23 protein-coding genes are annotated in these 26,108 nt (G+C 57.3%); 13 read left to right on the plus strand and 10 right to left on the minus strand.

Translation table 11 applies throughout. From position 1 onward, the window contains the following. Nucleotides 1-7: 7 nt before the first annotated feature. Nucleotides 8-1,234: a multidrug effflux MFS transporter gene (locus ACYVHC_RS08405; protein ID WP_460613247.1), complete on the minus strand. Its 1,227-nt coding sequence runs from the start codon at nucleotides 1,232-1,234 to the stop codon at nucleotides 8-10. Nucleotides 1,235-1,531: 297 nt separating this feature from the next. Here ACYVHC_RS08405 and ACYVHC_RS08410 point away from each other — a divergent pair, with 297 nt between their 5' ends. From ACYVHC_RS08410 to ACYVHC_RS08445, 8 genes are all read left to right on the plus strand, one after another. Next, nucleotides 1,532-1,780: a 4a-hydroxytetrahydrobiopterin dehydratase gene (locus ACYVHC_RS08410; RefSeq protein ID WP_460613248.1), complete on the plus strand. Its 249-nt coding sequence runs from the start codon at nucleotides 1,532-1,534 to the stop codon at nucleotides 1,778-1,780. Nucleotides 1,781-1,875: 95 nt separating this feature from the next. Next, nucleotides 1,876-2,622 carry a 16S rRNA (cytidine(1402)-2'-O)-methyltransferase gene (gene rsmI / locus ACYVHC_RS08415; protein ID WP_460613249.1) on the plus strand — a complete coding sequence of 249 codons (747 nt, stop codon included), beginning with the start codon at nucleotides 1,876-1,878 and terminating at the stop codon, nucleotides 2,620-2,622. Continuing rightward, nucleotides 2,612-4,306, plus strand: coding sequence for an apolipoprotein N-acyltransferase (gene lnt / locus ACYVHC_RS08420; protein WP_460613250.1), 1,695 nt, complete (start codon nucleotides 2,612-2,614; stop codon nucleotides 4,304-4,306). The genes rsmI and lnt overlap by 11 nt, the downstream gene beginning before the upstream one ends. Before the next feature lie 52 nt (nucleotides 4,307-4,358). Further along, a complete protein-coding gene (locus tag ACYVHC_RS08425) occupies nucleotides 4,359-5,156 on the plus strand; it encodes an inositol monophosphatase family protein (protein WP_460613251.1) in 798 nt (265 codons plus the stop codon). Between the two features lie 67 nt (nucleotides 5,157-5,223). Further along, the gene (locus ACYVHC_RS08430) at nucleotides 5,224-5,424 is read left to right on the plus strand and encodes a FeoB-associated Cys-rich membrane protein (protein ID WP_460613252.1); all 201 of its coding nucleotides are present in this window, start codon (nucleotides 5,224-5,226) and stop codon (nucleotides 5,422-5,424) included. 132 nt (nucleotides 5,425-5,556) lie between these two features. Then, nucleotides 5,557-5,898, plus strand: coding sequence for a hypothetical protein (locus tag ACYVHC_RS08435; protein WP_460613253.1), 342 nt, complete (start codon nucleotides 5,557-5,559; stop codon nucleotides 5,896-5,898). 92 nt (nucleotides 5,899-5,990) lie between these two features. Continuing rightward, on the plus strand, nucleotides 5,991-7,286 hold the full coding sequence (locus ACYVHC_RS08440) for an erythromycin esterase family protein (RefSeq protein ID WP_460613254.1): 1,296 nt from the start codon (nucleotides 5,991-5,993) through the stop codon (nucleotides 7,284-7,286). Between the two features lie 174 nt (nucleotides 7,287-7,460). After that, nucleotides 7,461-8,111 (plus strand): outer membrane beta-barrel protein, encoded by a 651-nt coding sequence (locus ACYVHC_RS08445; RefSeq protein WP_460613255.1) that lies wholly within the window; start codon nucleotides 7,461-7,463, stop codon nucleotides 8,109-8,111. A gap of 56 nt (nucleotides 8,112-8,167) precedes the next feature. On the opposite strand, the gene ACYVHC_RS08450 is transcribed toward ACYVHC_RS08445, so the two are convergent. From ACYVHC_RS08450 to radA, 3 genes are all read right to left on the minus strand, one after another. After that, the gene (locus ACYVHC_RS08450; protein WP_460613256.1) at nucleotides 8,168-9,190 is read right to left on the minus strand and encodes an SPASM domain-containing protein; all 1,023 of its coding nucleotides are present in this window, start codon (nucleotides 9,188-9,190) and stop codon (nucleotides 8,168-8,170) included. A 152-nt stretch (nucleotides 9,191-9,342) separates the two neighbouring features. Next, complete coding sequence (locus ACYVHC_RS08455; protein ID WP_460613257.1) at nucleotides 9,343-10,800, minus strand: TlpA family protein disulfide reductase; 1,458 nt, start codon at nucleotides 10,798-10,800, stop codon at nucleotides 9,343-9,345. Nucleotides 10,801-11,088: 288 nt separating this feature from the next. Then, complete coding sequence (gene radA / locus ACYVHC_RS08460; protein WP_460613258.1) at nucleotides 11,089-12,477, minus strand: DNA repair protein RadA; 1,389 nt, start codon at nucleotides 12,475-12,477, stop codon at nucleotides 11,089-11,091. Nucleotides 12,478-12,836: 359 nt separating this feature from the next. Between radA and ACYVHC_RS08465 the strand changes: the two genes are divergently transcribed. From ACYVHC_RS08465 to ACYVHC_RS08480, 4 genes are all read left to right on the plus strand, one after another. Beyond that, entirely contained in the window at nucleotides 12,837-14,231 is a 1,395-nt protein-coding gene (locus ACYVHC_RS08465) for a sensor histidine kinase (protein WP_460613259.1), read from the plus strand. 67 nt (nucleotides 14,232-14,298) lie between these two features. After that, the gene (locus tag ACYVHC_RS08470; protein ID WP_460613260.1) at nucleotides 14,299-15,954 is read left to right on the plus strand and encodes an FAD-dependent oxidoreductase; all 1,656 of its coding nucleotides are present in this window, start codon (nucleotides 14,299-14,301) and stop codon (nucleotides 15,952-15,954) included. 257 nt (nucleotides 15,955-16,211) lie between these two features. Beyond that, the gene (locus tag ACYVHC_RS08475) at nucleotides 16,212-17,039 is read left to right on the plus strand and encodes a metallophosphoesterase family protein (protein WP_460613261.1); all 828 of its coding nucleotides are present in this window, start codon (nucleotides 16,212-16,214) and stop codon (nucleotides 17,037-17,039) included. Further along, a complete protein-coding gene (locus tag ACYVHC_RS08480; RefSeq protein ID WP_460613262.1) occupies nucleotides 17,039-17,692 on the plus strand; it encodes a hypothetical protein in 654 nt (217 codons plus the stop codon). Before ACYVHC_RS08475 ends, ACYVHC_RS08480 begins: the two co-directional genes overlap by 1 nt. 220 nt (nucleotides 17,693-17,912) lie before the next feature. On the opposite strand, the gene ACYVHC_RS08485 is transcribed toward ACYVHC_RS08480, so the two are convergent. After that, a complete protein-coding gene (locus ACYVHC_RS08485; protein ID WP_460613263.1) occupies nucleotides 17,913-19,298 on the minus strand; it encodes a lysophospholipid acyltransferase family protein in 1,386 nt (461 codons plus the stop codon). 162 nt (nucleotides 19,299-19,460) lie between these two features. Between ACYVHC_RS08485 and ACYVHC_RS08490 the strand changes: the two genes are divergently transcribed. Then, nucleotides 19,461-20,273 (plus strand): tetratricopeptide repeat protein, encoded by an 813-nt coding sequence (locus ACYVHC_RS08490; protein WP_460613264.1) that lies wholly within the window; start codon nucleotides 19,461-19,463, stop codon nucleotides 20,271-20,273. 39 nt (nucleotides 20,274-20,312) lie between these two features. Here the strand turns inward: ACYVHC_RS08490 and ACYVHC_RS08495 are convergent, their stop codons facing one another. From ACYVHC_RS08495 to ACYVHC_RS08515, 5 genes are all read right to left on the minus strand, one after another. Beyond that, the gene (locus ACYVHC_RS08495; protein WP_460613265.1) at nucleotides 20,313-21,386 is read right to left on the minus strand and encodes an alpha/beta hydrolase family protein; all 1,074 of its coding nucleotides are present in this window, start codon (nucleotides 21,384-21,386) and stop codon (nucleotides 20,313-20,315) included. Nucleotides 21,387-21,617: 231 nt separating this feature from the next. After that, nucleotides 21,618-22,721 carry a chorismate mutase gene (locus tag ACYVHC_RS08500; RefSeq protein WP_460613266.1) on the minus strand — a complete coding sequence of 368 codons (1,104 nt, stop codon included), beginning with the start codon at nucleotides 22,719-22,721 and terminating at the stop codon, nucleotides 21,618-21,620. Between the two features lie 188 nt (nucleotides 22,722-22,909). Beyond that, nucleotides 22,910-23,755, minus strand: coding sequence for a Rossmann-fold NAD(P)-binding domain-containing protein (locus tag ACYVHC_RS08505; protein ID WP_460613267.1), 846 nt, complete (start codon nucleotides 23,753-23,755; stop codon nucleotides 22,910-22,912). Nucleotides 23,756-23,869: 114 nt separating this feature from the next. Then, entirely contained in the window at nucleotides 23,870-25,057 is a 1,188-nt protein-coding gene (locus ACYVHC_RS08510; RefSeq protein ID WP_460613268.1) for a pyridoxal phosphate-dependent aminotransferase, read from the minus strand. A gap of 62 nt (nucleotides 25,058-25,119) precedes the next feature. After that, nucleotides 25,120-25,950 (minus strand): prephenate dehydratase, encoded by an 831-nt coding sequence (locus ACYVHC_RS08515; protein WP_460613269.1) that lies wholly within the window; start codon nucleotides 25,948-25,950, stop codon nucleotides 25,120-25,122. Nucleotides 25,951-26,108: the final 158 nt, after the last annotated feature.

Here is a 26,108-nt window from a genome sequence, read left to right on the forward strand (position 1 = left end):
TCCGGCTTTAATGCACCAGCACTCCAGCGTCTTCCGCGGCGGCTACTGGCTGCCCAATCAGGCGGCGCCCTACCAATTGAATCAGTAAGGCCAGCAAGGCCGAGGTGGCCATGATGGACACCATAGGTACGGCCGTGTGGGTATTGAACAAACTCACTCCGAAGGAGGCTAGAGCGCCCACCGCCATTTGAGTGGCGCCCATCAGGGCGGCAGCGCTACCCGCGTTTTTGGAGAAAGGAGCAATGGAGAGGGCCGCCGCGTTGGGGTTGGCAAAGCCCAGGCAGCACAGAAAAAGAAAGAGCATCACGATGGTGCCAGCTACGCCAAACCACCCTAACGCAGTAACCAGCAGAAACACTAGCCCAATAATCGACTGAAACCCCATAGCTACCAACACAATCTGCTCGCTGCGGTAATAGCGCAATACCCAGCTGTTGACTTGGCTGGAGCCAATGAAGCCCACCGAGAGCAGAGCGAAAATCCAGCTGTAGGCCTTACCGCTCACCCCAAAAATATCCATGAATACCAGGGGCGAGCCGGAAACGTACGCCAGCAGGCCGCCAAACGTCATGGCGCCGGTGAGGGCGTAGGTAAAGAACTGGGGCTCGCGCAGCACCGACCAAAACGTGGTCAGGATGGGCTTGGGGTGCAGGGAGTAGCTAGGGTCGGGCTGGTAGCTTTCGGGCAGCCAGAACACGGAGGCCAGCAGCATGAGCGCACCCATCAGGAACAAGACCAGAAACACCGACTGCCAGCCGTACGCCTCCACCATATAGCCGCCCACGGTAGGCGCCAGCATGGGGGAAACGCTGATAACGAGCGTGAGCAGCGAAAAAACCTTGGGCGCATCCTTCACCGGAAACAGGTCGCGGACCATGGCTACGGCGGCCACCGTAGCGGCGCAACTACCCAGGGCCTGCACAAAGCGCAGCAATATCAGAGAATCAATGGAGGCAGATAGGTAACAGCCCAAAGAGGCCAGCGCGTACAGCAGCAAGCCTATGTACAGTGGCTTTTTGCGCCCAAACCGGTCGAGCAGCGGGCCATACAAAAGCTGCCCGGCCGAAACCCCCACGAAAAAGCTCGACAGTGAAAGCGAAACCTCAGCCACTGTGGTATGCAGATCCTGCGCTATGGCCGGGAAGCCCGGCAGGTACATATCAATGGAAAAAGGACCCAGCGCCGATAGGGTACCTAGTATCAGAATCAGAAAGAAATAGCGTTGCTTACTCATGAAGGGGTAGCAGACACCTTCCGGCCAGCTCAGTGGTCAGGGGCATCTTTAAAAGAAAAGTCAGGTTTTTAGGCAGTTGGGCTTCTTAACCAAAGAATGAGCAAGAAGATTAGCTCAACAGCGAAATGTTTTTTCAGAAACGACTCCGCTGCGGACAATTTGCGCAAGCCACAAAGGTAGCGGGCTAGGGTGGTTCTGGGGCCCAAGTGCCAGCGGCAGCAGCCCCATGGTAGCGGCGTGTGTGTTTCCGGGACGGGCAGCCTACCTTGCACTTCCTCCCTGTAACTGCGCTACCCTATGTGGACTGAACAAGACAACGCCCTTACCCGGACTTTCCGGTTCAAAGACTTCAAAATGGCCTTTAGCTTCATGAGCGATGTAGCCGAAGAAGCCGAGTATCAGGAGCACCACCCGTGGTGGAGCAATGAGTACAACATAGTAACCTTCCGTCTGCGCACCCACGATGCCGGCAATACAGTAACCGACAAAGACCGCAAGCTGGCCGCCGCCATTGATCAGCTGGCGGCCGAATACGGCGGAGAGTAAGTAACGAGTAATCGGTTGCCCGCTACGCAAGGCCTAGTACCCGTACGCCGCAACCCACTACTTGCAACTGCTAACTCCTCTACCTTTGCTGCTGTATGACGACGACTGCTACTCCCGCTCCCACGCTTCTGTATCTGGTGCCCACGCCCATCGGCAACCTGGAGGATATTACCCTGCGGGCCATTCGGGTGCTAGGCGAGGTAGATACCGTGCTAGCCGAGGACACGCGCACCAGTGGCCGCCTCATGCAGCACCTGGGCCTGAAAAAGCCGATGCTCAGCTACCACCTCCACAACGAGCACCAGCAGGTGCAGCGCCTGTTGGAGCGCCTGGAAAAAGGCGAAACCATGGCCTTGGTATCGGATGCAGGCACGCCCGGAATTTCTGACCCCGGCTTTTTGTTGGTGCGCGAGTGTCTGGCCCGTGGCCTAAAGGTGGAGTGCTTGCCCGGCGCTACGGCCTTTGTGCCGGCGTTGCTGAAATCGGGGTTTGGGGCTGAGCGGTTTACCTTCGAAGGATTTTTGCCAGTGAAGAAGGGGCGCCAAACCCGCCTTAAAGAGCTGGCTGGCGAAACCCGCACCATGATTTTCTACGAGTCGCCGCACCGGATTGTCAAGACCCTGGAGCAGCTGGCCGAAGTACTAGGTCCGGAGCGGCCGGCATCCGTCAGCCGCGAACTGACCAAGCTATTTGAAGAAACCGTAACGGCTCCGCTCTCGGAGCTGGCTGCCAACTTTGCCGCCCGTGCGGCCATCAAAGGTGAAATTGTGCTGGTAGTGCAAGGCCACAAAGAAGAGCGCGCCAAAGAAGACCGCTATACCGACGAACATCGTGCTGACTAAATCAACTGCTTCCGCTACCCCCTCCACGGCCGCCAACCTGCCGGTTTCGGGGTTGGCTTTCTGGCTGCCGAGCCTGCTGGCCCTACTGGGGGCAGCGCTGTTGTGGATGGGTTGGCCCGTAAATCCGGCTCCGTTGGCGCTGGTGCTGCTGGTGGCGTGGGTGCCGTTTCTGCGGATGGAGCAGCTTCTCACGGAGCGCGGCGCCAGCGGCTGGAAAATATGGCGCTACGGCTACCTGTTGCTCGTGCTCTGGAACCTGTTCACTACCTATTGGGTGAGCTACAGCACGTTGGGCGGCGGCATCACGGCCGTTATCTGCAACGCCCTGATGATGACCATGCCGCTGGCGGCTTTTTACCACACAAAAAAGCACTTTGGTCCGCGGCTCGGCTACCTTTCCCTGCCTATCTACTGGATTGCCTTCGAGCAGCTGCACCTGCACTGGTTCCTAACCTGGCCCTGGCTGACGCTCGGCAACGGCTTTGCGCAGGCTAACAACCTAGTGCAGTGGTATGAGTACACCGGTTTCCTGGGCGGCTCCGTTTGGATTTGGGCCGTGAACCTGCTCGTGTTCGGGGCGTGGTTTGGCTTTCGTAGTGCTGGTGCGGCGGCTGGTACTACCCCTCCGCTGCGCCTGAAGTGGCTATGGCCGGTGCTCGCGGTGGCACTTCCCATAGCCGCGTCTTTTCTTATCGGAAGTCAGTATCAGGAGAAAGGCCCCACGGCCGAGGTGCTCGTAATTCAGCCCAACGTCGATCCATTTAACGAGAAGTTTGAAGGCGGCGCCAATTTCATTCCCCACGATCAACAGCTGACCCGTTTGCTCACACTCACCGAGCAAAACCTCACCCCGCAAACCAAGCTGGTGCTCTGGCCCGAAACCTCGCTGGATGAAACGTACTTCGAGGCCAGCATTGAGGGCTACCCTAAAATTATGCGCATCCGGCAGTGGCTGGGCCAGCATCCGGGCGTGGAGCTCATTACCGGCCTGACGACCGTGGGCCAGTATGGTCCTACTAAAGACAAAGCCAGTCCTACCGCCCGCTTCCGTGAAGACCTGGGCTACTACGACATATTCAATGCCGCCCTGCACCTGGGTAGCGCCACGGGCCCAGCGGAGTTTTACCACAAAAGCCGCCTAGTGCCTGGTGTAGAAGGCGTGCCGCCGTGGCTCTCCATGTTTGTAATTGACTTGGGTGGTACGGCTGGCGGACTAGGCTCTCAACCCGAGCGAACCGTCTACCGCACTGCTACCCCAGCCCTGCGAGTAGCCCCGGTTATCTGCTACGAATCGGTGTACGGCGACTTTGTGAGTGACTATGTGCGCGACGGTGCTTCGCTGATTGGCATCATTACCAACGACGGCTGGTGGTCTGACTCGCCGGGCCACAACCAGCACCTGCAGTATGCCACCTTGCGCGCTATTGAAACCCGCCGCGACATTGCCCGTTCCGCCAATACCGGTATTTCCGCGTTTATCAATCAGAAAGGCGAGATAATCCAGCGGACCGGCTGGTGGGTGCAGGCTGTTAGCCGCGCCACCGTGCACCTGAATACCGAGCTAACGTTCTACGTGCGGTACGGCGAGCTAATCGGGCCCGCCTGCCAGATAGCGGCCTTCCTGTTGCTGATTCTCACGGCCGTATGGGCCGTACTGCACCGCAGGAAAGTAGCTCGCCTATAATTCCAGACCGTCATGCTCCTGCATCACGAAGCATGACTACATTTTTCTTCTAATGCTTGATTACAATCAACTTAGCTTTCAGCTGGCAGCCGTTACGCGCCACGCCGGCCAGTTTATCCGCCAAGAAGCCCTGACCTTCGACCGCAGCCATATCGAAACCAAAGGCGTGCACGACCTAGTGTCGTATGTGGATAAGGAAACCGAAAAACTGTTGGTGGCCGGTCTGCGCGAAATTCTACCCGAGGCTGGCTTCATCACGGAAGAAGGCACCGTTGGCGCCGACCGCGTAGACGGCTACAACTGGATTATCGACCCCTTGGATGGCACCACCAACTTTGTGCACGGCCTGCCGGTGTACTGCGTGAGCGTGGGCTTGATCTATCATCAGGAGCTAGTAGCGGGTGTGGTGTACGAGGTAGTGCGCGACGAATGCTTCCGGGCCGCCAAAGGCGCCGGGGCTTTCTGCAACGAGGTGCCCATCCACGTAACCGATGTGCCCGACCTGAATAACTCTCTCATTGCTACGGGTTTCCCGTACACCGATTTTGGCCTGATGGATGACTACCTCCAGATTCTGGGGGCGTTCATGCGCCGCTCGCATGGGGTACGCCGCGTAGGCTCGGCCGCCGCCGACCTGGCGTATGTAGCTGCTGGCCGCTTCGAGGGCTTCTTCGAGTTCAACCTGAATTCATACGATGTAGCTGCGGGCATTTTGCTGGTGCGCGAAGCGGGAGGCCGGGTAACTGAGTTTCTGGAAGATGGCGACCCACTCTTCGGGCGCCAGGTGGTAGCCAGCAATGGCCACGTGCACGACGAAATGCAGGCGACCATCCGGGAGTTCTGGAAGTAAGAGCGCCTAGGCAAACCACACGGCTTAAACCAAACTTTTCCGAGCTTGTCGTAGTTTCGTGACCATCATGTGGATACAATATCTCATCATTGCTTTGCTGTTCGCCGGCGCTGCGTTCTACGTGGGCCGCATTTTCTGGCGGACCTTTATGTCCAAGGATCAGGCGGGTTGCGCCAAGGGCTGCGGCGGGGCCTGCTCCGTGATTGATGTAGACCGGTTACAGCGTACTATTGAGCTAGCGGCCACCCGCGACGCAAGTCCGCGCTAGCCCGCAATATTCTTGCATCCGGATATAACCTGTCCCCGTACTGGCTACGTATAGCCGGTACGGGGGCTTTTCGTTTGCAGGCCCTGCCTGCCTCGGGCCCTGTCAACCTCTCCCTTAACTACGCCCCTCATCATGCAAGACAAAGAAGAAGAACGCTCGCTCGTCAACGTAGAACAGAAACTCAACAAAGACGGCTTTACGGCAGACTTCCGCGTGACGGAGGGCCGCTTGCACACCCTGGATACCGAGCGCGCCAAAAGCTACGGCCCTGAGGAAGTAACCATCGTGGACTTTTACCGCTTTGAAGGTGAAAGCGACCCGGATGACATGTCGATTCTCTATGCGCTGGAAACGACCGATGGTGTCCGGGGTACTATTTCCTCGGCCTATGGTACCTACGGTGACTCCGATGCCTTGGAATTCCTGAAACAGGTAGAAGACTTGGGTAAAAACCTGACCAAGAACCACAAGTAGGCGCCTACCGCGCCAAATAGTACTACCTGCCCGCGTGCGCCGCAACTCCGTTGCGACGCACGCTGTCGTTTTCGCCCTTACCAAACTCAGCTATGAAGACGCCGCTGCCCACTCACCCGCTTCTCTCTGCCGCTGACCTCGACCCCTTGATAGAGGCTATTGGCGATGCCCGCATTGTGCTGCTAGGGGAAGCCTCGCACGGAACCTCGGAGTATTACACCTGGCGCACTGCTCTTTCCAAGCGGCTCATCCAGGAAAAAGGATTCGGGTTTATAGCAGTGGAAGGCGACTGGCCCGATTGCTTTGAGGTGAACGCCGCCATCAAGCAGGATGAAGTGACCTATGGCACAGCCGCTAGGCTGCTAAGTACCTTTAACCGGTGGCCTACCTGGATGTGGGGCAACTGGGAGGTAGCGGCTTTAGTAGAATGGCTGCACCAGCACAACCGGCAGCTGCCCCGGGCGGAGCGCGTTGGCTTTTATGGTCTGGATGTATACAGCCTCTGGGACTCCTTGCAGGAGATACTGCGCTACGTGGAAAAGCAAGGCGACGGCGCCGTGCACGCCGCCCAAAAGGCCTTCCGCTGCTTTGAGCCTTACGGCGACGACCCACAGGAATACGCTGAAGCCGTGGCCTTCGTCTCGAAAGACTGTGAGGACGAGGTGACGAACATGCTGCACACGCTGCGCCGGCAGGTGGCCACCCAGCAGCTTGCCGGCTTACCGGAGCGTGAGGAACAGTTTAATGCCGAGCAGAACGCGTTAGTAGCCGTGAATGCGGAACGCTACTACCGGGCTATGATTCAGGGTGGCTCGGCCTCTTGGAACGTGCGTGATCGGCACATGATGGAAACCTTAACGCGCCTGCTTGACCTCCACGGGCCCACTAGCAAAGTCATCATCTGGGAGCACAATACGCACATCGGCGATGCGCGCTACACCGACATGCGCCGCGACGATATGGTGAACGTGGGCCAACTCGCCCGCGAAGCCTATGGCCGCGAAAATGTATTTGCCGTGGGCTTTGGCTCGTACCAGGGCTCCGTTATTGCCAGCAAAAAATGGGGCGCTACCCCGGAGCGTATGACGGTACCCGAGGCCACCAATGGCTCCTGGGAAAACCTGCTGCACCAGCAACTCCATGGCGAGAATGCTCTGCTTTTCTCGCATGAGCTACGCGGCCACAGCGCCCTGCGCGAGCCTATTGGGCACCGGGCCATAGGGGTGGTGTACCGGCCCGAGTTTGAGCGGTTCGGCAACTACGTGCCCTCCATTGTGCCCGAGCGCTACGATGCCTTTCTGTTCCTAGATAAAACCCGGGCCCTGCATCCGCTGCCCACTCACGCCGCCGAGCACACCCCACCTGATATGTATCCCTGGGGAGAATAACGGGTTAGAAACTAGTTGTTTATGAAGTGCGCACACTCCAGTTTGATGTCGCTGGGAGCCTAGTGCTATAGTATTTTTACTACACCACGTGCAACGTTTGAGAGTGCCCAGGATTCTTCTTGGTACTAAGCTTTATACTGCTTGGGCTCTTTTACACTTTATAGCACTTGATGTATGTTCATCCGATCTATTGGCATTAGTGCCGCTTTACTCTCTCTTCCACTTCTTGGAGTAGCGCAAACTACTGAACCCGAAACACCGCGGTTTTATGTGGGCGTATCAGCCTACACCAACTGGTACCAGCGCGCAAGCCGCGGATTGGATAACGGTAAATGGCCCCCACTACAGCTCACCCTGGGCTACCAACTTCGCCCGCGCTTGGGGGTGCAGGTAAGTACGGCCTATAACAGCAGTACATTTTCATATGAGGGCGTAGTTAACGACTTCACCGGTTCCCCCGTTGAGTACTCTTCTAAACGCCGCAACACGTCTTTGAATGTTTCGGTGCTCGGGCGTTATACCCTCACGCGCGACCTGAGCCGCCGCTTCCAGATAGATGCATTGGGCGGTTTTACACTAGATCGTGATACCTATCACCTCAAAGGATATGGCCTCGACAATAATCGCCCCGGTGAAACGGTCGCCTTTGAGCGCAACAGGCAAGCCAACCACTATGGCCTTAGCATAGGCCCTAGTGTGCGTTACCGCCTTTTCTCAGGCCTGGAGGCAGTGGGCGAAGGAACGCTCAACTTGGGCTTACAGTCTCCAAACGCACTCACCACGTCGGGCTCTATTGGATTGCGCTATCGGTTTGGCCACAAATAGGGGCTAGTCTTGCACGGCAGGTAGTTCAGCTAGCGGACACTGTGAGGGTGCCTCCGCTAGCCCCACACCTTGGTGCCCTCGGTGCAGTTGCGGCACATGTCAATCTGGTCGCGGCCTTTGAGCAGGGAGGCGCGGAACTGCCGGTATTTGGAGCCGTGCCACAACTGGCGGAAGGTTTGCTGCTGCAAGTCACCTAGGCGGTACTCGGCGTCTTTATCAAAGCAGCAGGGTACTACCAACCCATCCCAGGTTATCACGCAGGAGTGCCACATCTTCCAGCAGTGATTCACTAGCTTGTTCTTGATGCTCCAGGTACCGTTCTGGTTATTCTCGTAGCGCGAGTAATAGTCGATGGTGGGGATAAGCGGGGAGCCATGCTGGTAGTCGTAGATCTGGGCGGTTTTAAACCATACGTCATCTACGCCCAGCTCTTTAGCTAGCTGCTTGGCCTCCGCCATCTGATGCTCGTTGGGGCGAACAACTAGAAACTGAAACACCACCCGCGGCGTCTGCGACTTCAGCTCCCGACGCCACTTAATCAGGTTTTTGGTGCCCTCCAGCACTTTATCCAGCTTGCCGCCCACGCGGTACTGCTGGTACACCTCCTGCGTAGTGCCATCCAAGGAAATGATCAGCCGATCAAGGCCGCTTTCCACGGTGCGGCGGGCATTGGTATCGTTGAGGTAGTGCGCGTTGGTGCTGGTAGCCGTGTAAATGCCCTTACCTGCCGCGTACTTCACTAAGTCCAGGAAATTAGGGTGTAGGTACGGCTCGCCCTGAAAATAGAAAATCAGGTACCACAGCCGGGAGGCAACCTCATCAATGGTCTTACGAAATAGCTCATCAGGCAGCATACCTGTGGGCCGCGTGAAGGAGCGCAGGCCACTAGGGCACTCCGGGCACCGAAGGTTACAGCTGGTAGTAGGCTCGAAGGATAGCGCTACGGGCAGCCCCCAGTGCCGAGCCTTGCCCGTTAGCTTGCTTAGCACGTAGCCGCCCACTACTTGCGCCCCATTCCAGACGCGGGTGGGGGTAGCTTTTGAAAAGAAGTTAAGTCCGTCGGTGAGTAAGGAAGCCATGCTGGTGGTAAAGGTACGGTGCCGGGGCTTGTCTGGTCAGGCCGTAAGCGTACTTCGCTCAACCCTCGGGTATCATCAGCTCCGTAACAAACAAAAACGCCTGCTGCCGCGTGGCAATAGGCGTTTTTGGTCCAATAAAAATGGAGAGCGGTTTACTTACTGTCTACGGGTAGCGTGCTGCTGTAAGTGTTGGCCTTCCCAAAAGACTCTTTAATTTCATCTACGGCCGCCCGGCTGCTGAGGCGCTTAGGCTTGGTATTGAGGAAGGTACCATCTTCAGCGAGCAAGAAATAGCTGGGTACATCCTGTACGGCATACGCTTTGGCCATGGCCGAGCGCAGGCCGCCGGCTGAGCGCACGTGTACGCCGGGTAGCTTCTTGCTGATAACCAGTTGCTTCCAGGCCCCTTCGTTCTCATCAAGGGCAACGTTCAGGAATACAATGTTTTTGCCGTCGAACTTCTTGGCTAGGTCCGCCGCATATGGCAAGTCGCGCAGGGCCAGGCCGCTGGTAGTGCGCCAGAAGTTGATATAGATGAGCTTACCCGCAAACTGCTTAAGCGTAACGGAGTCGCCGGTGGCCGATACCAAAGTGAAGTCGGGGGCCGGCGAGCCGATGGCAAATGCCTTATGCGTCTCAAAATCCTGGAGTAGCAGCGGGTAATACCGATTTTTGGCATCTACGGAGCGGTAGTCTGCCAGCATGGCTGCCGACTGCTTTACATGCCCAAACCGAAACGACTCCTTGAGCACACGCCCCATGATAATGGGCTGCACGAGGCCGCTCAATTGTTTTTTGGCCAGATCATAGCACACCTGATAAAAATCGGGGTCTGTGCGCTGCTTGCCGTTGGTGATGGCTAGCGAGTGGATGTAATTCAGCAAAAACTCCTGGTACTGCTCACTCTGAACCGCCGCCGGATTGTTAATCAGGGCTTTGTCGTTCAGGAAGTCATAGTACGTAGGCGACATTTTCAGGCGGCTCTCCGTTGCCACCACTTGCTCGCGCAGGTCCTGAAAGGTGAGCCGGTCGTTGGCGTAGCTGTACTCAATTTCTGCCTTTACATATTGCTGAAAGGCCGGGCTCAGGCCTTCCATGCTCGCTTCCATAAACTTTACCTCCTCTTTGCGGCGGTAGTCCAAGAAAGAAAGAAAGCCGGGTTCATAGAGCATGATGTTATCAGGAAGTACCTGAAAACCATCATTTTCTACAAACTTGTCGTCCATTTCGCTGAGGAACGTATTTGCCTCGGCCCCGCGACCTTTGTAGCGAACGGTGCCAGCCAAATCAGTAGCCTTGAAGCGGACTTCCATCTGGTTGCCGGGTTCCAGGTACATGTCTACCACGTCGTCGCCGTACACAAGGTCGGCGCGGGTGGGGCCTTGTACCGTAAGGGCCAACCGGAACTCTCCTTTAGAGTCCAAGCGGGCGTAGGTAATCTGCTCTTTTACATCCAGCGGATTTTCGCGGACGGACACGGCAACCGAGTCAGCAGTACGGCCACTGACCTTACCGGTCAGGACCACGGTGCCCTGGGCGCGGCCCAGCAAAGGGGCGGCCAGCAGCCCCGCCCATAGCAAGGCGGCAGTGAAGGTAGATCTATTGGCCATTGAAGGAGCTACGTCAGAACCAGAACCCCAAATCTGACAGAAACATGTCAGGATCAGGCAACCGGAGTAAGGTGTTTCGCGGTAAAAGTCAATTCTTCTACCGAAGATACGGTGGAAAGGTTGAGAAAGTCCAATCCGATATATTACTTTTTTCGTAACCTGACCCGCAAACCCAAAGTTTTGAACACTCAGGAAAGCCCAGCCAAGAAGCTACATAAATTGTAGATTTCCTGGCTGGGCTTCAGTATGAGTGAGTTAGCGGTTTTACTGCTCCCGTAACCTAGTGTTTTAGCCAAATAAACCGGTTAGTACCTCATCTAGCCGGCCGGCCGGGTGCACCCGAATGCCATAGCGCGCGAGGTCGAGGCCTTTGGCATTAAATTGAGAAATGTACATTTCGGCGAAGCCCAGCTTTTCTGATTCTCCCAAGCGCTGATCAAGCCGGCTTACGGCTCTGATTTCTCCGCTCAAGCCAACCTCGGCGGCCAAGCATATTTCGCCCCGAATTGGGATGTCATTCAAGGAACTTACCACGGCGGCGCACACGGCTAAATCCAATGCGGGATCTTCGAGGCGCAGGCCGCCAGCGATGTTCAGAAACACATCATGCTGGCCCAAGCGCAAACCGCTTCGCTTCTCCAACACCGCTAGTAGCATTTGTAACCGCTTGCTGTCGAAGCCGGTAGAGGAGCGCTGCGGAGTACCGTATGTAGCCGGCGTTACCAAGGCCTGTACCTCCACCAGCAGTGGCCGGTTGCCTTCCAGGGTGGCACCAATGGCAATACCGCTCAGCTGCTCGGTGCGCTGGCTCAACAGAATTTCAGAGGGGTTGCTTACCTGCCGTAGCCCCGAGCCCTGCATCTCATATATCCCTAGCTCCGAAGTGGAGCCAAACCGATTTTTGATGGTGCGCAGAATGCGGTAGGTCAGGTGCCGGTCGCCTTCAAACTGCAGCACGGTATCTACCATGTGCTCCAGAATTTTGGGGCCAGCAATGGAGCCGTCTTTGGTGATGTGGCCGATGAGCAGCACCGGCACGCCCGTATCTTTGGCGTACTTAAGCAACTCTGTGGTGCACTCGCGCACCTGGCTTACAGAGCCCGGGCCCGCCTCAACAATAGTGCTGTGCAGCGTCTGGATGGAGTCAACGACTACCACGTTGGGCTGGAGCTGATCTATCTGGCGGAAGATGTTCTGGGTATTGGTTTCGGTGAGGATGTAGAGACCGGGGTGCTGCTGGCCCAGGCGCTCGGCCCGCATCTTGATCTGTTGCTCACTTTCCTCGCCCGAAACGTAGAGAATACGCAGGTTGCGCAACTGCATGGCAATCTGGAGCATAAGCGTGCTTTTGCCAATGCCCGGCTCGCCGCCAATCAGCACCAAGGAGCCTGGCACCAACCCACCACCTAGCACGCGGTTCAGCTCCGCATCGTGGGTATTCAGCCGCGACTCCTCTTCGTACACAATATCTCCGAGCGACTTCGGCTTGGCTGCTTTAGAGGTAGTACCCACCGCCGTAGATGCCTTCCAGGCATTGGCCGCCGTGTTGGTATCGGTTTTCTCAATTACCTCTTCTACGTAGGTGTTCCACTCGCCACAGCTAGGGCAGCGGCCAATCCATTTAGCCGACTGGGCGCCGCAATTCTGACAAAAAAACAGGGTTTTAACTTTGGCCATGCCGCTTGATTGAGATGCAAAAGGGGAAACTAAAGAATGCAGCCGGGAGCTAAAAAGTTTGGCAAGAAACGTCTTTTTACCCGCCCGCGCTGCTTTTTGATATTCGTAAGAAAAGAAGGCCCAAACTACTGGTAACAGACTGGCATCCGCTGTGAAAAGGGGCCGCTTCAGGCCACGCCACTTCCACAACGCTCTACACGATGCACCGGAAAAGACTAGGTCGGTTGGTAGGGCAAAGCCTCCGAAACTCAACCAATTCAAAGTAACTTATACCTTCAACCGTCTGCCGAAGGCATGTGCTAGCTATTGAGGCGAGCCGTGGAAAGAAATAGTCCTTACCTACCGTTAGTTGCTTTGCCATGACCACCGCTGCTGTTGCTGCCGAAGAGCTTACCCGAATCACGATTTTTAATGATTTGCCCCCTGCTACCCTGCACTGGTTGGCCAGCCATGGCGAGCGACGAAACTTTGCGCCCAACGAAACCATCCTAAGTGCCGGCGACGAAGCCCAGTACATGGTGGCGGTGCTAAAGGGCGGCCTGCAGTTTTATATGGTGCGCAATGGAAACCGGGAGCCCGCCTTTCGGATTGATGCTGGCCAGATTAGTGGCGTATTGCCGTATTCGCGGTTGCGCGTGATTAGCGGGCACGGAGTGGCAGTTGGCGAAACAGAGGTGTTTGTGCTCCACCGTGCCCTGTTTCCGGAGCTGGAACAGGAGAGTCCTGAGCTGGTGCAGCGGCTAGTGGGCCTGATGAGCGACCGGGCCCGGCTGGAGGCCCGCCACCAGGAGCGCGACGAAAAGCTGCGGGCCTTAGGCAAATTATCAGCGGGGCTAGCGCATGAATTGAACAACCCGGCCGCGGCCATTATGCGGGCTACCGAAACGCTCACGTCCCTGCTGCAAGCCAAGCCGGCGCTGCTGCTGGAGTTTGTGCGTTATTGTCCGGCTCCCGAAACTCTGTCGGCCCTGGCTGCCTTGGCCGCCGCACCCGTAACGGCTGCCCCACCCGCTAGTTCGCCGCTGGCTCGCGCTGATGCCGAGGATGAATTATCGGAGTGGCTAGAAACGCAAGGCGTGCCCGATGGCTACCAACTGGCCGCGGGCCTATTGGATGCGGGCCTGACGCTGGAAGCATTACAGCCTGTGGTTGCCGACTTACCCGAGCCCGCCCGCCCCGCCGCCCTAAGTTGGCTGGAAGGCCAGCTTACTACCCGCCGGCTAGTGCTAGATGTGCAAGAGGCCGGAACGCGCATTACTACCCTAGTGGCCAACGTGAAGACGTACAGCCACATGGACCGGGGTAGCAACTTCGAGCCCTTGGATGTGCACACCGGCCTCGACAGCACCGTGAACATGATGAGCTACTGCATGCGCGAAGAGAAAGTGCAGCTCATCCGCGACTATGCACCCAACTTACCCCTAGTAAAAGGCCAGGTCAGCAGCCTCAACCAAGTCTGGACCAACCTACTGGATAACGCTATTGATGTGCTGCCGCCGGGTGGCGAAATCATTCTGCGTACCCGGCAGGAAGGCGAATTTGTACGCGTGTTTGTGATTGATAATGGCCCTGGCATACCGGCCGACGTGCTGCCTCATATTATGGAACCCTTCTTCACGACTAAGCCTGCCGGAGAGGGAACCGGATTAGGGCTCGATATTGCCATGCGAATTATAGAACAGCACGGTGGCCGACTGGAGGTGCAGTCGGAGCCCGGCCATACGGAATTCGGCGTGTGGTTGCCGGCACTTTAGCACCTAGTGGTCCTGCGCTCATCTTATCTATCGTATTTCTGCCTTCCCTCACTTGCCTCTGCTTACTATGAAAAAGCCTGTTATCCTCTGCATTGACGACGATCCGCAGGTTCTGACGGCCATTGATCGGGATTTACGCCAGGAGTTCCGTCGCGACTACCGGGTACTGCGCGCCAACTCGGGCCGCGAAGCACTGGCTACCATTCAGGAGCTGAAAGACCGGGAAGAGCCACTGGCGCTGATTTTGGCCGATCAGCGCATGCCCGATATAGAAGGTGTAGAGGTGCTTACGCAGGCACGCCAGCTGTACCCCGATGCTAAGCGCGTGCTGCTCACGGCCTACGCCGATACCGAGGCAGCCATCCGGGCCATCAACTCGGCCCGCCTCGACCATTACCTTATGAAGCCCTGGGACCCGCCCCAGCAACTGCTGTATCCTACGTTGCACGACCTACTGCGGGCTTGGGAAGTCGGTTACAAGCCGCCGTTCAATGGCGTTCGGCTGATTGGCTTTCAATGGTCGCCCCGCTCCCACGACCTCAAAGATTTTCTGGCGGGTTACATGGTAGGCTACCAGTGGCTCGACTATGAAACTGATGCTGAGGCCCAGGCTTTACTAGCCCAGAAGGGGCTCTCAACCCACGACTTGCCCGTGGTGGTGCTGGAAGATGGCACGGCGCTGGCCAACCCCTCGGCCACGGAGGTGGCCACGCGTATCGGCCTAACGGTGCAGGCCTCGCAGGAACTGTATGATGTGGTCGTGATTGGGGCGGGCCCGGCAGGCTTGGCCGCCGGCGTGTACGGCGCTTCGGAGGGGCTCCGGACCCTAGTGATTGAGCGGCAGGCGCCGGGTGGGCAGGCGGGCACCAGTTCCCGTATTGAAAACTACCTAGGCTTCCCGACCGGGCTAAGTGGTACGGAGCTGGCTCACCGCGCCTGGACCCAGGCTGTGCGCCTTGGTGCTGAAATACTAGCTCCTCAGGAAGTAACCGAAATGTGCGTGCAGGATGGCTATAAGGTGCTCACCCTCAGCGACGGAAATAAAGTCCGGACCCGGGCCGTGATACTAACCACCGGCGTTAGCTACCGCACTTTGGCGGCTCCTGGCATGGACCGCCTGAGCGGGGCGGGTGTGTATTACGGGGCTGCCCGCACCGAAGCGCGTTCCTGCGAGGAACAGGATGTGTACATCGTAGGCGGCGGCAACTCGGCGGGGCAAGCGGCCATGTATCTGGCAACGTATGCCCGGCGGGTGTTCATCGTGATTCGGGGCGAAAGCCTGGCCGCATCCATGTCGAGCTACCTGATTGATCAGATTGGCCAGACGCCGAACATTGAGTTGCTGCCGTTTACAGAGGTAGCGGAAGTGTGCGGCGGCGACCACCTGGAAGAAGTGATGTTGAAACGCGAAGGCCAGCTGGAGCGCCGACCCGCGCGAGCCCTCTTTGTATTCATTGGGGCAAAACCCAGCACCGAATGGGTGTGCAACACTATCGTGTGCGACAGCAAAGGATTCTTGCTGACGGGCCGCGACCTGGTAACAGATCCGCGCTATGCGGCCTCCTGGAAACACCCCCGCCGGGAGCCGTATCTGCTCGAGACGTGCGTGCCGGGTGTGTTTGCCGCCGGCGATAGCCGGGCCGGAGCTATGGCGCGGGTAGCTTCGGCCGTTGGAGAGGGAAGTATGGCCATCAAATTCGTGCATCAATACCTCGATGAGTAGGCGCCGATGGGGTAGCGGGCAGGACTTTCAACTTTTTTTATGGAAACTCAACCGTATGGTTGGGCCAGCCTGCTCCTCAATTTTGGGCCTTGGTAGGTAATAGTGCGGGTTACAATTGGAAACGCGAGGTTCCTAATCAGGCGTAGCAGGTCTTTCCATGCGGTTTTGACGAAAACCATCCGTTCGGTTTGGAGGTATATAGCGTTGTGGCTATTCACAAGGATAGCCGTTTGCTGTTGTTTTTCGTGCCGAGGCGTATGCGCTCATTTTTCCAAAACCTTACTTCTCTTACTTTCCTGCCCGTAGCCGCCACACTTTTGCTGGGCAGCTGCGAAATGCTGGAATTTAGCCCCAGTGACCACCGCTCACCTCATGATAAGCAGGACCTGACTGCTAAGCATCTGGCGCGCTTGGCTCAAACTCCTTTGCCTGCCCGCGACACGCTGCGCTTTGTATTCACCGGCGACTCGCAACGCTTTTATGATGAGGCGGAGGATCTGGTGAAAAGTGTGAATCAGCAGCCCGGCGTGCAGTTTATGCTGGTGGCCGGCGATATTTCCGACTTTGGCCTGGCCCGCGAAATGCACTGGGTAGATGACCACTTGCAGAACCTGAAAGTGCCGTACCTCACCGTTATTGGTAACCACGACCAGGTGGGTAACGGCCGTGAAGCCTACCAGAAAATATTCGGGCCGCTGAATTACTCCTTTACCTACGGCGACACCAAGTTTATCATGACCGATACCAACGGCCGTGAGTACAACTTTAATGGCCGCATTCCGGACATGAACTGGGTAAACCAGGAGCTGCAGGATAAGTCGGCGAGCCGCCAGATTATCGTCTCGCATGTGCCACCGCAGGATGTTGATTTTGACCCGGCCGTGCGCGATGCGTATGTAACGGCCCTGCGGGAAGCGCCTCGGTTGGCGTTCGAAATGAATGGCCACCGCCACTCCTTCAGCATTGGCGAGGCCTTCGGTGATGGGGTAACGTATATCAATTCTTCGGCCTTTGACACGCGTCAGTACCTAGTGGTAACGGTGTGGGGCGACAAGCAGTTTCGGCTGAAAACAGTAACGTTCTAATGGTACCGCGCATTCTATTGGCGGCCCTGGCCGCCACGCCGCTCGCCGTTGCTGCCGGGCCCGCTTCTATTTCCCCTGACTCTCTAGGTAGCACTTCCGCTTCAACCGTTGCGGAGGTGCCTTCTGACAGTACGCACCCGTGGTACCGCCCGCGTCATTTTGTGGCGCAAACGGGCGGTGGGCTGGGCATGGCGACGGTGGGCGCGGGCTATTCCTTCTGGCAGGAGCGCACCGACCTGGATGTGCTGCTGGGCTACGTGCCTAAAAAATATGCCGGCTCCGCCCTTACCGTGATTTCGGCCAAGTTTACGTACTCGCCCTGGCATGTGCCGGTAGGGAAGAAGTGGGCCATAAAACCGCTTTCTGTGGGAGCCTACGTCAGCTACACCAGCGGCATTGCCAACAAGGAAAAGCCGGGCCAATACCCCAAAGGCTACTATTGGTTTTCTACCGACACGCGTTTTGGGCCTTTGCTGGGTAGCCGCCTGAGCTACGCGCTGGCGCCCACGGCATCAGGTCGGCCCCGCAACCTCTCGGCATATTATGAGCTAGGCTCCAATGATTTGTACGTTATCAGCTACGTGCAGAATCCGAAGGGCTTGTCGCCGGCCGATATTCTGACCCTGAGCTTGGGCGTAAAACTTGATTTCTAGCGCGCTACCCTTTCTTGGTATCGCCCAGCCTGTTGTTCAGGAGCCGGAAACACTAGGCCGGCAACGTGGCTGAACCGTCGGTTTGGAAGAGGTGAAGGGCTAGTAAAGCCGGCCCAACATGAAGCACCGCTCCTGCTCAACATTTACTAGGTGCTAGCTGGGCGCAAACCCGAACAACACAGCGGTTCTGCTCAGCGGCTCGCTGTGCGCTAGGCGGCGCTTATTCGTTTACGCTTACATGCTCCAGGTACGTGGTGCGGGCTGCGCGCAGCAACTGCAGTAGTTCCGTGCGTTGCTGGATCAGGCGTTCGGCCACGGGCCGCTCCGTCCGGAACAGGCGGAGCACCCGGAGCTTGCGCAGGCGTCCGGCCAGGTTTCCCCAGTAGCTCAGGGCATAGAACCCCGACAGCGGCAGACTAATGAAATACAGTATCGTCCAGAGCCAGCTGTGGGTAAGGGAATGTACCAATGCCGTTTGGGCCAGATAAAACAGTGTGAACGTGAGCATGCCCGTCACTAGCATGATGGGGGCTATAAACACCACATCAGTGTTAGCGCGCTTGGCCGTAAGTGAGGGAATAATATACGGTAGATAGTTATTGACCACGCCATACAGGTACAGCGGCGCCCCCAGCAACAGCCGAATGCCTGCTCCAATGGCGCGGCTGGTGCGGCTGCTGCCATCATCCGTGCGGGTTTCCAGGGCCTCATCCGTCAGGCGCAGGCGGGTGAGCTCCTGATGATAGGCATGCATTTTTTGCTGTAACTCGGCGAGGCGGCCGGCATCGTGGTTTTCAAAAAACCGGACGGCTTTTAGCAGGGTCCGGCTCAGCTGGAAGTTGTCGTAGAGCGTGTCTTCGTCGTCCTGAATCAGGTGCTGGCCGAAGGTGCGCTCCACTTGAGTCACGAGCTCATCTTCCTCATCCGTGCGCGTAATCACCAGGCAGGCCTCCATGCGCCGCCGGATTTCCTCCGTGAGCACATCGGCCGCGGCATCGGGGTCTTGGTGGTACTGATCGGCGTAATCGGCTACCCTAATCGGCTCGGCTAGGTCCACAAACACATCAGACCGGAATCGTTGCGGATCGAAGTAATTGATGCCCATGGGCAGGATATGCACGCCCAGTGTAAAGTTGTGCCGGGCTTCGGCACCTAGCGCAATGCGCGCCGCGCCGGTTTTCAGGGGCCGCAGCCGCCGTTCGGCCACGCTGGTGCCTTCCGGAAAAATCATGATGGTGCCGCCCTTGTCAAAGTAATCGTAGCAGCGCCCAAAGGCTTTTTCGTTCTGGGCCTCCAGCTGGGCCGGCGTCAGGTTTTCAGCTCCGGTATCCAGGTCCTGCCGGCGGTAAATCGGGATAGAGTTACCCGACTCCATAATGGCCCGCACAATCGGGTTCTTGAAGAAGGTGCTTTTGGCCAGAAATGCGATGGGCTGCCGCCGGTTAATGGCCGCTACCAGCGGGTCCATCAGGGTGTTGGGGTGGTTACTGGCGATGAGCAAGGGGCCGCGCATTTGAAGGCGCTTGTGGTGGCGCACCTCCAGCTGCCGAAAAAACACACGTAGGGCCACCTGCACCAGGGGCTTCATCACTGTATAGAAAAGCATAGCCGCAAGAAAGGCAGATTTTGGTGGGATTGGATAGGCAAGTGAGCCGCAAGTTGTCGAGCTTACGAGTGTTGCCGTAACATCGGCCGGAGTACCGCGGGCCGAGTGAGCGGCATCCGCGCAATTTCCAGCATCTTTGAGGTACGTTTTGACTTGCCTATTATGCGTCTGTTGCTTGTATTTCTGGGGGTAGTGTTGGCCCCACTGGTGAGCTTAGCCCAAACGACGGCCGCCGCCGAGGCCGCTGCTCAGGCTACGGGCCTGCGCCGGGCCAACCAGCTGGTGCTGGAGCGGCGCTACGAATCGGCGTGGAAACTGCTCAAGTTTCTGGATCAGATGAACGTAGAGCCCGCCGTCGCGCTCAAGAAAACAGAGGTGGCCCTGAACTACCATATCGGCACCGAGGGCCTGACGTATTTCGCCTTCCGCGACCTGTCGTTGCTGGCACCTTCCATCGACAGCCTGCGCCAGTTGGGCAAAGATTCAGTGCGCTATACCTTTCCGGTGCGCCGCGTGCTGGAAACGCTGAAACAGAAGTACCCCGATAACTACAAGCTCGACCGCGCCCTCGGCGACTACTACTTTGCCGTGCAGCAGTGCGATTGTGCCGAGCCAGACTTAGGCGAGGACGAGGTATTTCAGCGCACCGTTCAGCATTACCAGCAAGCTCACGAGCACGGCCAAGGCGACTACCTCTCGTATTTCGCTTTGGGCTATGCCTATCAGCGCCTAGGCCAGTTTAAAGAAAGCTTGGCTCCGTTTGAGCGCTCCATTCAGCTGCGCAAAAACTACCCTACTTCGCACCTGAACCTGGCCTTCGTGTACTTGGAGCTCAAGGAGTTTGAAAAAGCCCAAAGTCATGCCCGTCGTGCCGTAGAGCTCTACGACGATAAGCACCACAAAGACGATGCTGCCTTCCTGCTCAGCGAAATTGAAGCGCGCCTAAAATCTGCTACGGCCCCTAAAGCCCAATAAGAAAGGAGCGCGAACCGCACGGTTCGCGCTCCTGGTATTTTACAGTGTGGTACCTGCTTTAAACGTGCCGTCGTTCACAGATTTCAGGAACTTGGTAAGGCCGCGGAAGTAGGTTTGCTGGTCGTCCCACATGCTCATGTGGCTGCCTTGCGGGCAGAGCAGGTAGTTGCCCTGCTTTACTTTGTGGCTCATTTCCTCCATTTCCTTGGGGTTCATGGTGTCAAATTGACCGCCAATCATGAGGGTGGGCACCGTGATTTTATCGAGGTCGTTCCACCGGTCCCAGGTGAGCAGGCGGCCAGCAGTTTTAAACTCATTCGGCCCCTGCATTAGCTCATATACGTGCTGATTGACGTGCTTGAAAGAGCGCGCCACTGGGTCGGGCATCTCGGCCATGCGCAGCAGGTGCTGGGAGTAGTAGTTCTTGAACACCAGGCCCTCATACGTGGGATTGTGGTAGTCTTTCTTCACCTCAAACTTCTCCAGTGAGTCCAGCAAACTAGGCCGCAATTGGGCCCGAAGTGTCTTATTGTAAGCATCATAACGCGGAATGCTAGCCACCATGTTCGAGATGACGAGGCCCGCCAAGTGGTCTTGGTGTTTGAGGGCATACTCCAGGGCCAAGATGCCGCCCCAGGAGTGGCCTAGCACATAAAACTTATCAATGCCTAAGGCTTGGCGTACCTGCTCCACCTCATCCACGAAGCGCTCCGTGCGCCACAGGTCATCATCCTGGGGCTGATCGGAGTAATAGGAGCCGAGTTGGTCGTATTCATAGAACTGGATGCCTTCCTGCGGGAAAAAGCTCTCGAAGCACTCCATGTACTCGTGGGTCATTGCCGGGCCGCCGTGCAGGAGCAGCACCTTAATTTTGCCCGTCCCAAACCGCTTCGTCCAGACGTTGAACGTGCCCTCGGGTGTCTTAATTGGAATCAGCTGTACTCCTCCACTCCGAACACCCGTTTCAAACGGCTGCAAATAGCCCGTAGTAACAGTATTAGGCGATTTATCGGAAGGAGCCGACGGGGCGTCGGGCTTCTGCTGGCAGCCGGTGATGGTGAGAGCAGCGGCCATGGCTAGGCCAGTGAGGCGGGTGAGGAGAGGTGCGGTCATGAGGTGGGGTCGGTTAGTTCTTCAATAGTAGAAAGAACTGACCGAAAGCCCACTAGGCCTATCGGTGTTTGTAGGTTAGCAAACCTATAGCCCTTAAAAGCACACCGTCATGCTGAGTTTGTCGAAGCATCTCTACCGAACAAGTTGTTCGGTAGAGATGCTTCGACAAACTCAGCATGACGGTCTATGGAAGCTGCGTTGGTTACGCAGAGTAGCCTTGCCTACGGAACTCTACAAATTCTCGCGATTCATGACGCGGTTCTGGCGGTTAATAGACTCCAAGTGAACGGCATCGAAGTACTTCAGGATGAAGTCTTTGGTGAGGCCGAGCTGGTTGCCTTTCTGTACGCCGCGCTCCAGAATTTCATTCCAGCGGTTGGTTTGCAGAATGGTGATGTCGTTCTCCTTTTTGTAGGTACCGATGTTCTCAGCCACCTGCATACGGCGGCCCAGGAGGTGCAAAATCTCGTCGTCGAGCTGGTTGATTTGCTCGCGCAGCGTGGTGAGCACCGTGATGAACTCCTGCTGATCGGTAGTTTCGTGGCGCCAGATGAGGCCATCGAGCAGCTCAGCGAGGCGCTCGGGCGTTACCTGCTGCTTAGCGTCGCTCCAGGCGTTGTCGGGGTCAATGTGTGACTCCAGCATCAGGCCATCGAAGTCCAGGTCAATGGATTTCTGGGCGATGCCCGCTAAGCCAGTCCGGTTGCCGCAGATGTGGCTTGGGTCGCAGATGATGGGCATATCAGGCAGGCGGCGCTTCATCTCGATGGGCAGGTGCCACATCGGGGCGTTGCGGAACTCGGTGTTACCGTAGCTCGAGAAGCCCCGGTGAATGAGGCCAATGTTTTTCACGCCAGCCTTCGCCAGGCGCTCCACGGCGCCCATCCACAGGTCCAGGTCGGGGTGCACGGGGTTCTTGATGAACACGGGTACATCGGTGTTGCGCAGCGCATCGGCCACGGCCTGCACCGAGAAGGGGTTTACGGTGGTGCGGGCCCCAATCCAGAGCACATCTACCTCGAAGGCCAGTGCATCTTCCACGTGTTTGGGTGTGGCCACTTCCACGGTAGTCGGTAGGCCAGTCAGCTGCTTGGCTTTCTGCAGCCACGGCAAGCCTTTCGTGCCCACACCTTCAAACAGGCCAGGCTTGGTGCGGGGCTTCCAGATGCCGGCACGTAGCATATCAACCTTGCCGGTTGCGGCCAGGCGAGTGCATGTTTCAATGAGCTGCTCCTCCGTCTCGGCCGAGCAAGGACCGGAGATGATAAGAGGCTTTTTGGCCAAGAAGGTCTTGTGTTCAGCCTGGTCGGCGGGGGAGGTGATGAGCTGTTCCATTATAGGTAGTTGAGTTTTTCAGTTGGAGTGGCCTAGGGAGGCCGGGAAGGAGGAAGTATTATCAGAACGTCATGTCGAGCTTGCCGAGACATCTCGCGTGCTGATATCTGATTGCCGTTGCAACGTCAGCACGCGAGATGTCTCGACAAGCTCGACATGACGGGCTTTTGTTAGGGTCAAGCCAGTCCTTACTTCAAAATCTTTTTGATCAGGTTGGCTTGCTCAATTTGTTGATAAACAGCCGAGTAGTCTTCCTGATTCAGCAGCTCGCGCAGGTGTTGGAGCTGGTGGATATGCTCGTCTAGCACATCCAGCACATTCACGCGGTTTTGGCGGAAAATGGGCACCCACATGTCGGGCGAGCTTTTAGCTAGGCGTACCGTCGACTCAAATCCACCACTTGCCAATGCAAATATCTGCTGTTCTTCTTTCTCTTTCTCTAACACGGTGAGAGCCAAGGCAAAAGAAGTGATGTGCGAGATGTGCGAGATGTAGGCTGTGTGCAGGTCATGGGCGGTGGCATCCATGTAGACTAAGCGCATGGCCAAGCGGCCAAATACTGCTTCTACTCGCGCCACGGCATCTTCGGCGCTACGGGCTGCATCACAAATCACGAGGGTTTTGTCGCGAAACAGGCCGGGAATGGCGGCCGAGGGGCCAGAATATTCAGTGCCTGCCATAGGATGTACCGCCACGAAACGGGCGCGGTTGGGGTGGTTTTCTACGGCGGCCAGCAATGTTGCCTTGGTGGAGCCGACATCAATGACTACCTGGCGCTCCGTAGCGGCATCTAGTACCTGGGGCAGCACATGCAGCATGGCATCCATCGGCACGGCCACTACTACCAGATCGGCGCGGCCGACGGCAGCAGCCAGGTCGGCTTCTATTTCATCAACCAGGCCTAGCGCTACGGCTTGCTTCTGGTTTTCAAGGCTTTGATCTACACCGATGATATGATGCGCTAGGCCAGTTTCTTTGAGGCTAAGGGCGAGTGAGCCGCCAATCAGGCCAATTCCTATTATCGTGACTACCATTGGTGAGGTGGTGAAGTAGTGTGTTTGCTGTGCTTGAGTGGAGCGAAGGACCTGCGAACATCAGGCATGCTCCCCGACGATACCGTTGCAGCGGGAGCAGGCCCTCCGTTCCTCTCAAACTGATGCGGAAGGGCTGAGCTGCTGGGTCTGCTTGATGCGGCCCAGCGCCGCCTGCAGCACTTCTTTGGTCTGGCACAAACTCACCCGAATGAAGTTGTTGCCGTTGCTCCCGAAGATGCCACCGGGCGTGATGAACACATTGGCGTTGTAGAGCAGCTCATCGCTGAGGGCGTACCCATCGGCGTAGCCCGCTGGAATGGGTGCCCACACGAACAGGCCTACCTGGTTGCGGTCGTAGCTGCAGCCGATGGTATCAAGCAGCTCAAACACCAGCTCGCGGCGGACGCGGTAGTGGGCGTTTAGCTCGGCGTACCAGGTTTCATCGAGGTTCAGGGCTTCCACTGCGGCCAGCTGCACGGGCAGGAACATGCCCGAATCAAGGTTGCTCTTGAAGCGCAGCACTTCCTGCAGCAGATCGGCGCGGCCCGCCAACAGGCCTACACGCCAGCCCGCCATGTTGTGCGACTTGCTCAGCGAATTTAGCTCCAGTACTACTTCACGCGCGCCCGGCACTGCCAGCAGACTCTGGGGCTGCTCCGTGTTCAGGATGAAGCTGTACGGGTTGTCGTGCACCAGCAGGATGTTATGCGCTGTAGCAAAGGCTACTAGCTTGGTGAAGAACGCGGCATCGGCGGCGGTGCCGGTGGGCATGTGCGGGTAGTTTACCCACATCAGCTTCACCCGGCTCAGGTCGCGCTGGGCCAGGGCATCGAGGTCGGGCAGCCAGTTGTTCTCGGCTTTCAGGTCGTAGTCGAGGGGCGTGGCGCCGCTCAGGTGCGCGGCAGCGCGGTAGGCCGGGTAGCCGGGGTTCGGAATCAGCACCTCGTCGCCGGCCTCCAGAAACGTCATGCTCACATGAATGATGCCTTCCTTAGAGCCCAGCAGCGGCAGAATCTCCGACTCCGGATCGAGGGTCACGCCGTACTGCCGCTGGTACCAGCCCGCCATGGCCTGGCGCAACGCCGGTACCCCCTTGTAGCTCTGGTAGGCGTGGGTGTTCGGCTGCTCGGCAGCGCGCGTCAGGGCGGCCACCACATTGGGGTGCGGCGGCATATCGGGAGAGCCGATGCCCAGGTTGATGATCTGCTTGCCGGCTTTGTTCAGGCCATCAATCTCGCGCAGCTTCTGCGAGAAGTAGTATTCCTGGGTGTGCTGAAGGCGGCTGGCTACGGGGACTTGCATGAGGTAAGCGTTTGTCTGTTATCCTAGGTGAGGCGAGGAATGACAGCTCTGATGAGTGTTTTTTAGTGCGTGGTGCCCTTGTGGTACACTCCTAGCACTTCCAGTTTCTCCGTCACGGGGGCAATGTCGCGGAGGGCAGCTTGCAGCTGCTCCGGCTGGTCGAATTCCAGGTCGGCGTGGAAGTAGTATTGCCAAGTGCTGCCTGGCTTGGGGCACGACTGCAGCTTGGAAAGGTTGATGCCCAGATCGGCAATGCGCACCAGCACCCGCGCCAGGCTGCCCTGAGCATGTGAGGTATGGAAATACAGCGAGGCTTTGTTGGGCTGCTCTACTTCCAGAGTGTTTTCAGGGCGGGCTACTACCAGAAAACGGGTGTAGTTTTTCTTCTCGGCGTGAATGTCTTCGGCCAGAATTTCCAGATCATATAGCTCGGCGGCAAGCTTACCAGCCACTGCCGCCACACCTGAGCGCTGCTGCTCCCGTACGCGTTGAGCGCTCAGGGCAGTATCTTCTGTTTCTACTAACTGCCAATGATGGTAATCGTTCAGAAAATCAGCGCATTGCAACAGGGCCATGGGGTGGGAGTGCACCTCCTTGATATCGGAAAGCCGCTGGCCGGGCAGCGCCATCAGGTGCTGGCGAATGCGCAGGTACACCTCGCCCATCACCCGCAGGCCCGACTTACGCAGCAGCGTGTAGTTGGGCAGAATGCTGCCCGCAATGGAGTTCTCAATTGCCATCAGGCCGGCACCGGTGCTGCCGCTGGCCACTTGGCGCACTACCTCGCTAAACGTGGCGCAGGGCGCAGTCAGCGTTTCGAGGCCGAAGTAGTGGCGGGCGGCTATCTGGTGGAAACTACCGTCAAAGCCCTGGATGGCAACAGTGGGGAGCATGGTATTGGTGCTGAAATGGCAATAAAAAAGGCCTCCGGAGTGCGGGGCCTTGGGTTTTGCTGTGGTGCTGCTCTTGTGTCAGTTTCGGCAAATCGGGCCCCGCTTCTTTGTAAAAAAGAAGTAGTAATAGCCGTAATAAAAGAAGTGCTGAGCAGACA

The sequence above is a fragment of the Hymenobacter seoulensis genome (assembly GCF_054780535.1).

What these genes read in the sequence shown, in the direction of transcription:
- ACYVHC_RS08405 (WP_460613247.1), bottom strand. Translation starts at nt 1,234, where the DNA reads ATGAGTAAGCAACGCTATTTCTTTCTGATTCTGATACTAGGTACCCTA.
- ACYVHC_RS08410 (WP_460613248.1), top strand. Translation starts at nt 1,532, where the DNA reads ATGTGGACTGAACAAGACAACGCCCTTACCCGGACTTTCCGGTTCAAA.
- rsmI (WP_460613249.1), top strand. Translation starts at nt 1,876, where the DNA reads ATGACGACGACTGCTACTCCCGCTCCCACGCTTCTGTATCTGGTGCCC.
- ACYVHC_RS08425 (WP_460613251.1), top strand. Translation starts at nt 4,359, where the DNA reads ATGCTTGATTACAATCAACTTAGCTTTCAGCTGGCAGCCGTTACGCGC.
- ACYVHC_RS08430 (WP_460613252.1), top strand. Translation starts at nt 5,224, where the DNA reads ATGTGGATACAATATCTCATCATTGCTTTGCTGTTCGCCGGCGCTGCG.
- ACYVHC_RS08435 (WP_460613253.1), top strand. Translation starts at nt 5,557, where the DNA reads ATGCAAGACAAAGAAGAAGAACGCTCGCTCGTCAACGTAGAACAGAAA.
- ACYVHC_RS08440 (WP_460613254.1), top strand. Translation starts at nt 5,991, where the DNA reads ATGAAGACGCCGCTGCCCACTCACCCGCTTCTCTCTGCCGCTGACCTC.
- ACYVHC_RS08445 (WP_460613255.1), top strand. Translation starts at nt 7,461, where the DNA reads ATGTTCATCCGATCTATTGGCATTAGTGCCGCTTTACTCTCTCTTCCA.
- ACYVHC_RS08450 (WP_460613256.1), bottom strand. Translation starts at nt 9,190, where the DNA reads ATGGCTTCCTTACTCACCGACGGACTTAACTTCTTTTCAAAAGCTACC.
- ACYVHC_RS08455 (WP_460613257.1), bottom strand. Translation starts at nt 10,800, where the DNA reads ATGGCCAATAGATCTACCTTCACTGCCGCCTTGCTATGGGCGGGGCTG.
- radA (WP_460613258.1), bottom strand. Translation starts at nt 12,477, where the DNA reads ATGGCCAAAGTTAAAACCCTGTTTTTTTGTCAGAATTGCGGCGCCCAG.
- ACYVHC_RS08465 (WP_460613259.1), top strand. Translation starts at nt 12,837, where the DNA reads ATGACCACCGCTGCTGTTGCTGCCGAAGAGCTTACCCGAATCACGATT.
- ACYVHC_RS08470 (WP_460613260.1), top strand. Translation starts at nt 14,299, where the DNA reads ATGAAAAAGCCTGTTATCCTCTGCATTGACGACGATCCGCAGGTTCTG.
- ACYVHC_RS08475 (WP_460613261.1), top strand. Translation starts at nt 16,212, where the DNA reads ATGCGCTCATTTTTCCAAAACCTTACTTCTCTTACTTTCCTGCCCGTA.
- ACYVHC_RS08480 (WP_460613262.1), top strand. Translation starts at nt 17,039, where the DNA reads ATGGTACCGCGCATTCTATTGGCGGCCCTGGCCGCCACGCCGCTCGCC.
- ACYVHC_RS08485 (WP_460613263.1), bottom strand. Translation starts at nt 19,298, where the DNA reads ATGCTTTTCTATACAGTGATGAAGCCCCTGGTGCAGGTGGCCCTACGT.
- ACYVHC_RS08490 (WP_460613264.1), top strand. Translation starts at nt 19,461, where the DNA reads ATGCGTCTGTTGCTTGTATTTCTGGGGGTAGTGTTGGCCCCACTGGTG.
- ACYVHC_RS08495 (WP_460613265.1), bottom strand. Translation starts at nt 21,386, where the DNA reads ATGACCGCACCTCTCCTCACCCGCCTCACTGGCCTAGCCATGGCCGCT.
- ACYVHC_RS08500 (WP_460613266.1), bottom strand. Translation starts at nt 22,721, where the DNA reads ATGGAACAGCTCATCACCTCCCCCGCCGACCAGGCTGAACACAAGACC.
- ACYVHC_RS08505 (WP_460613267.1), bottom strand. Translation starts at nt 23,755, where the DNA reads ATGGTAGTCACGATAATAGGAATTGGCCTGATTGGCGGCTCACTCGCC.
- ACYVHC_RS08510 (WP_460613268.1), bottom strand. Translation starts at nt 25,057, where the DNA reads ATGCAAGTCCCCGTAGCCAGCCGCCTTCAGCACACCCAGGAATACTAC.
- ACYVHC_RS08515 (WP_460613269.1), bottom strand. Translation starts at nt 25,950, where the DNA reads ATGCTCCCCACTGTTGCCATCCAGGGCTTTGACGGTAGTTTCCACCAG.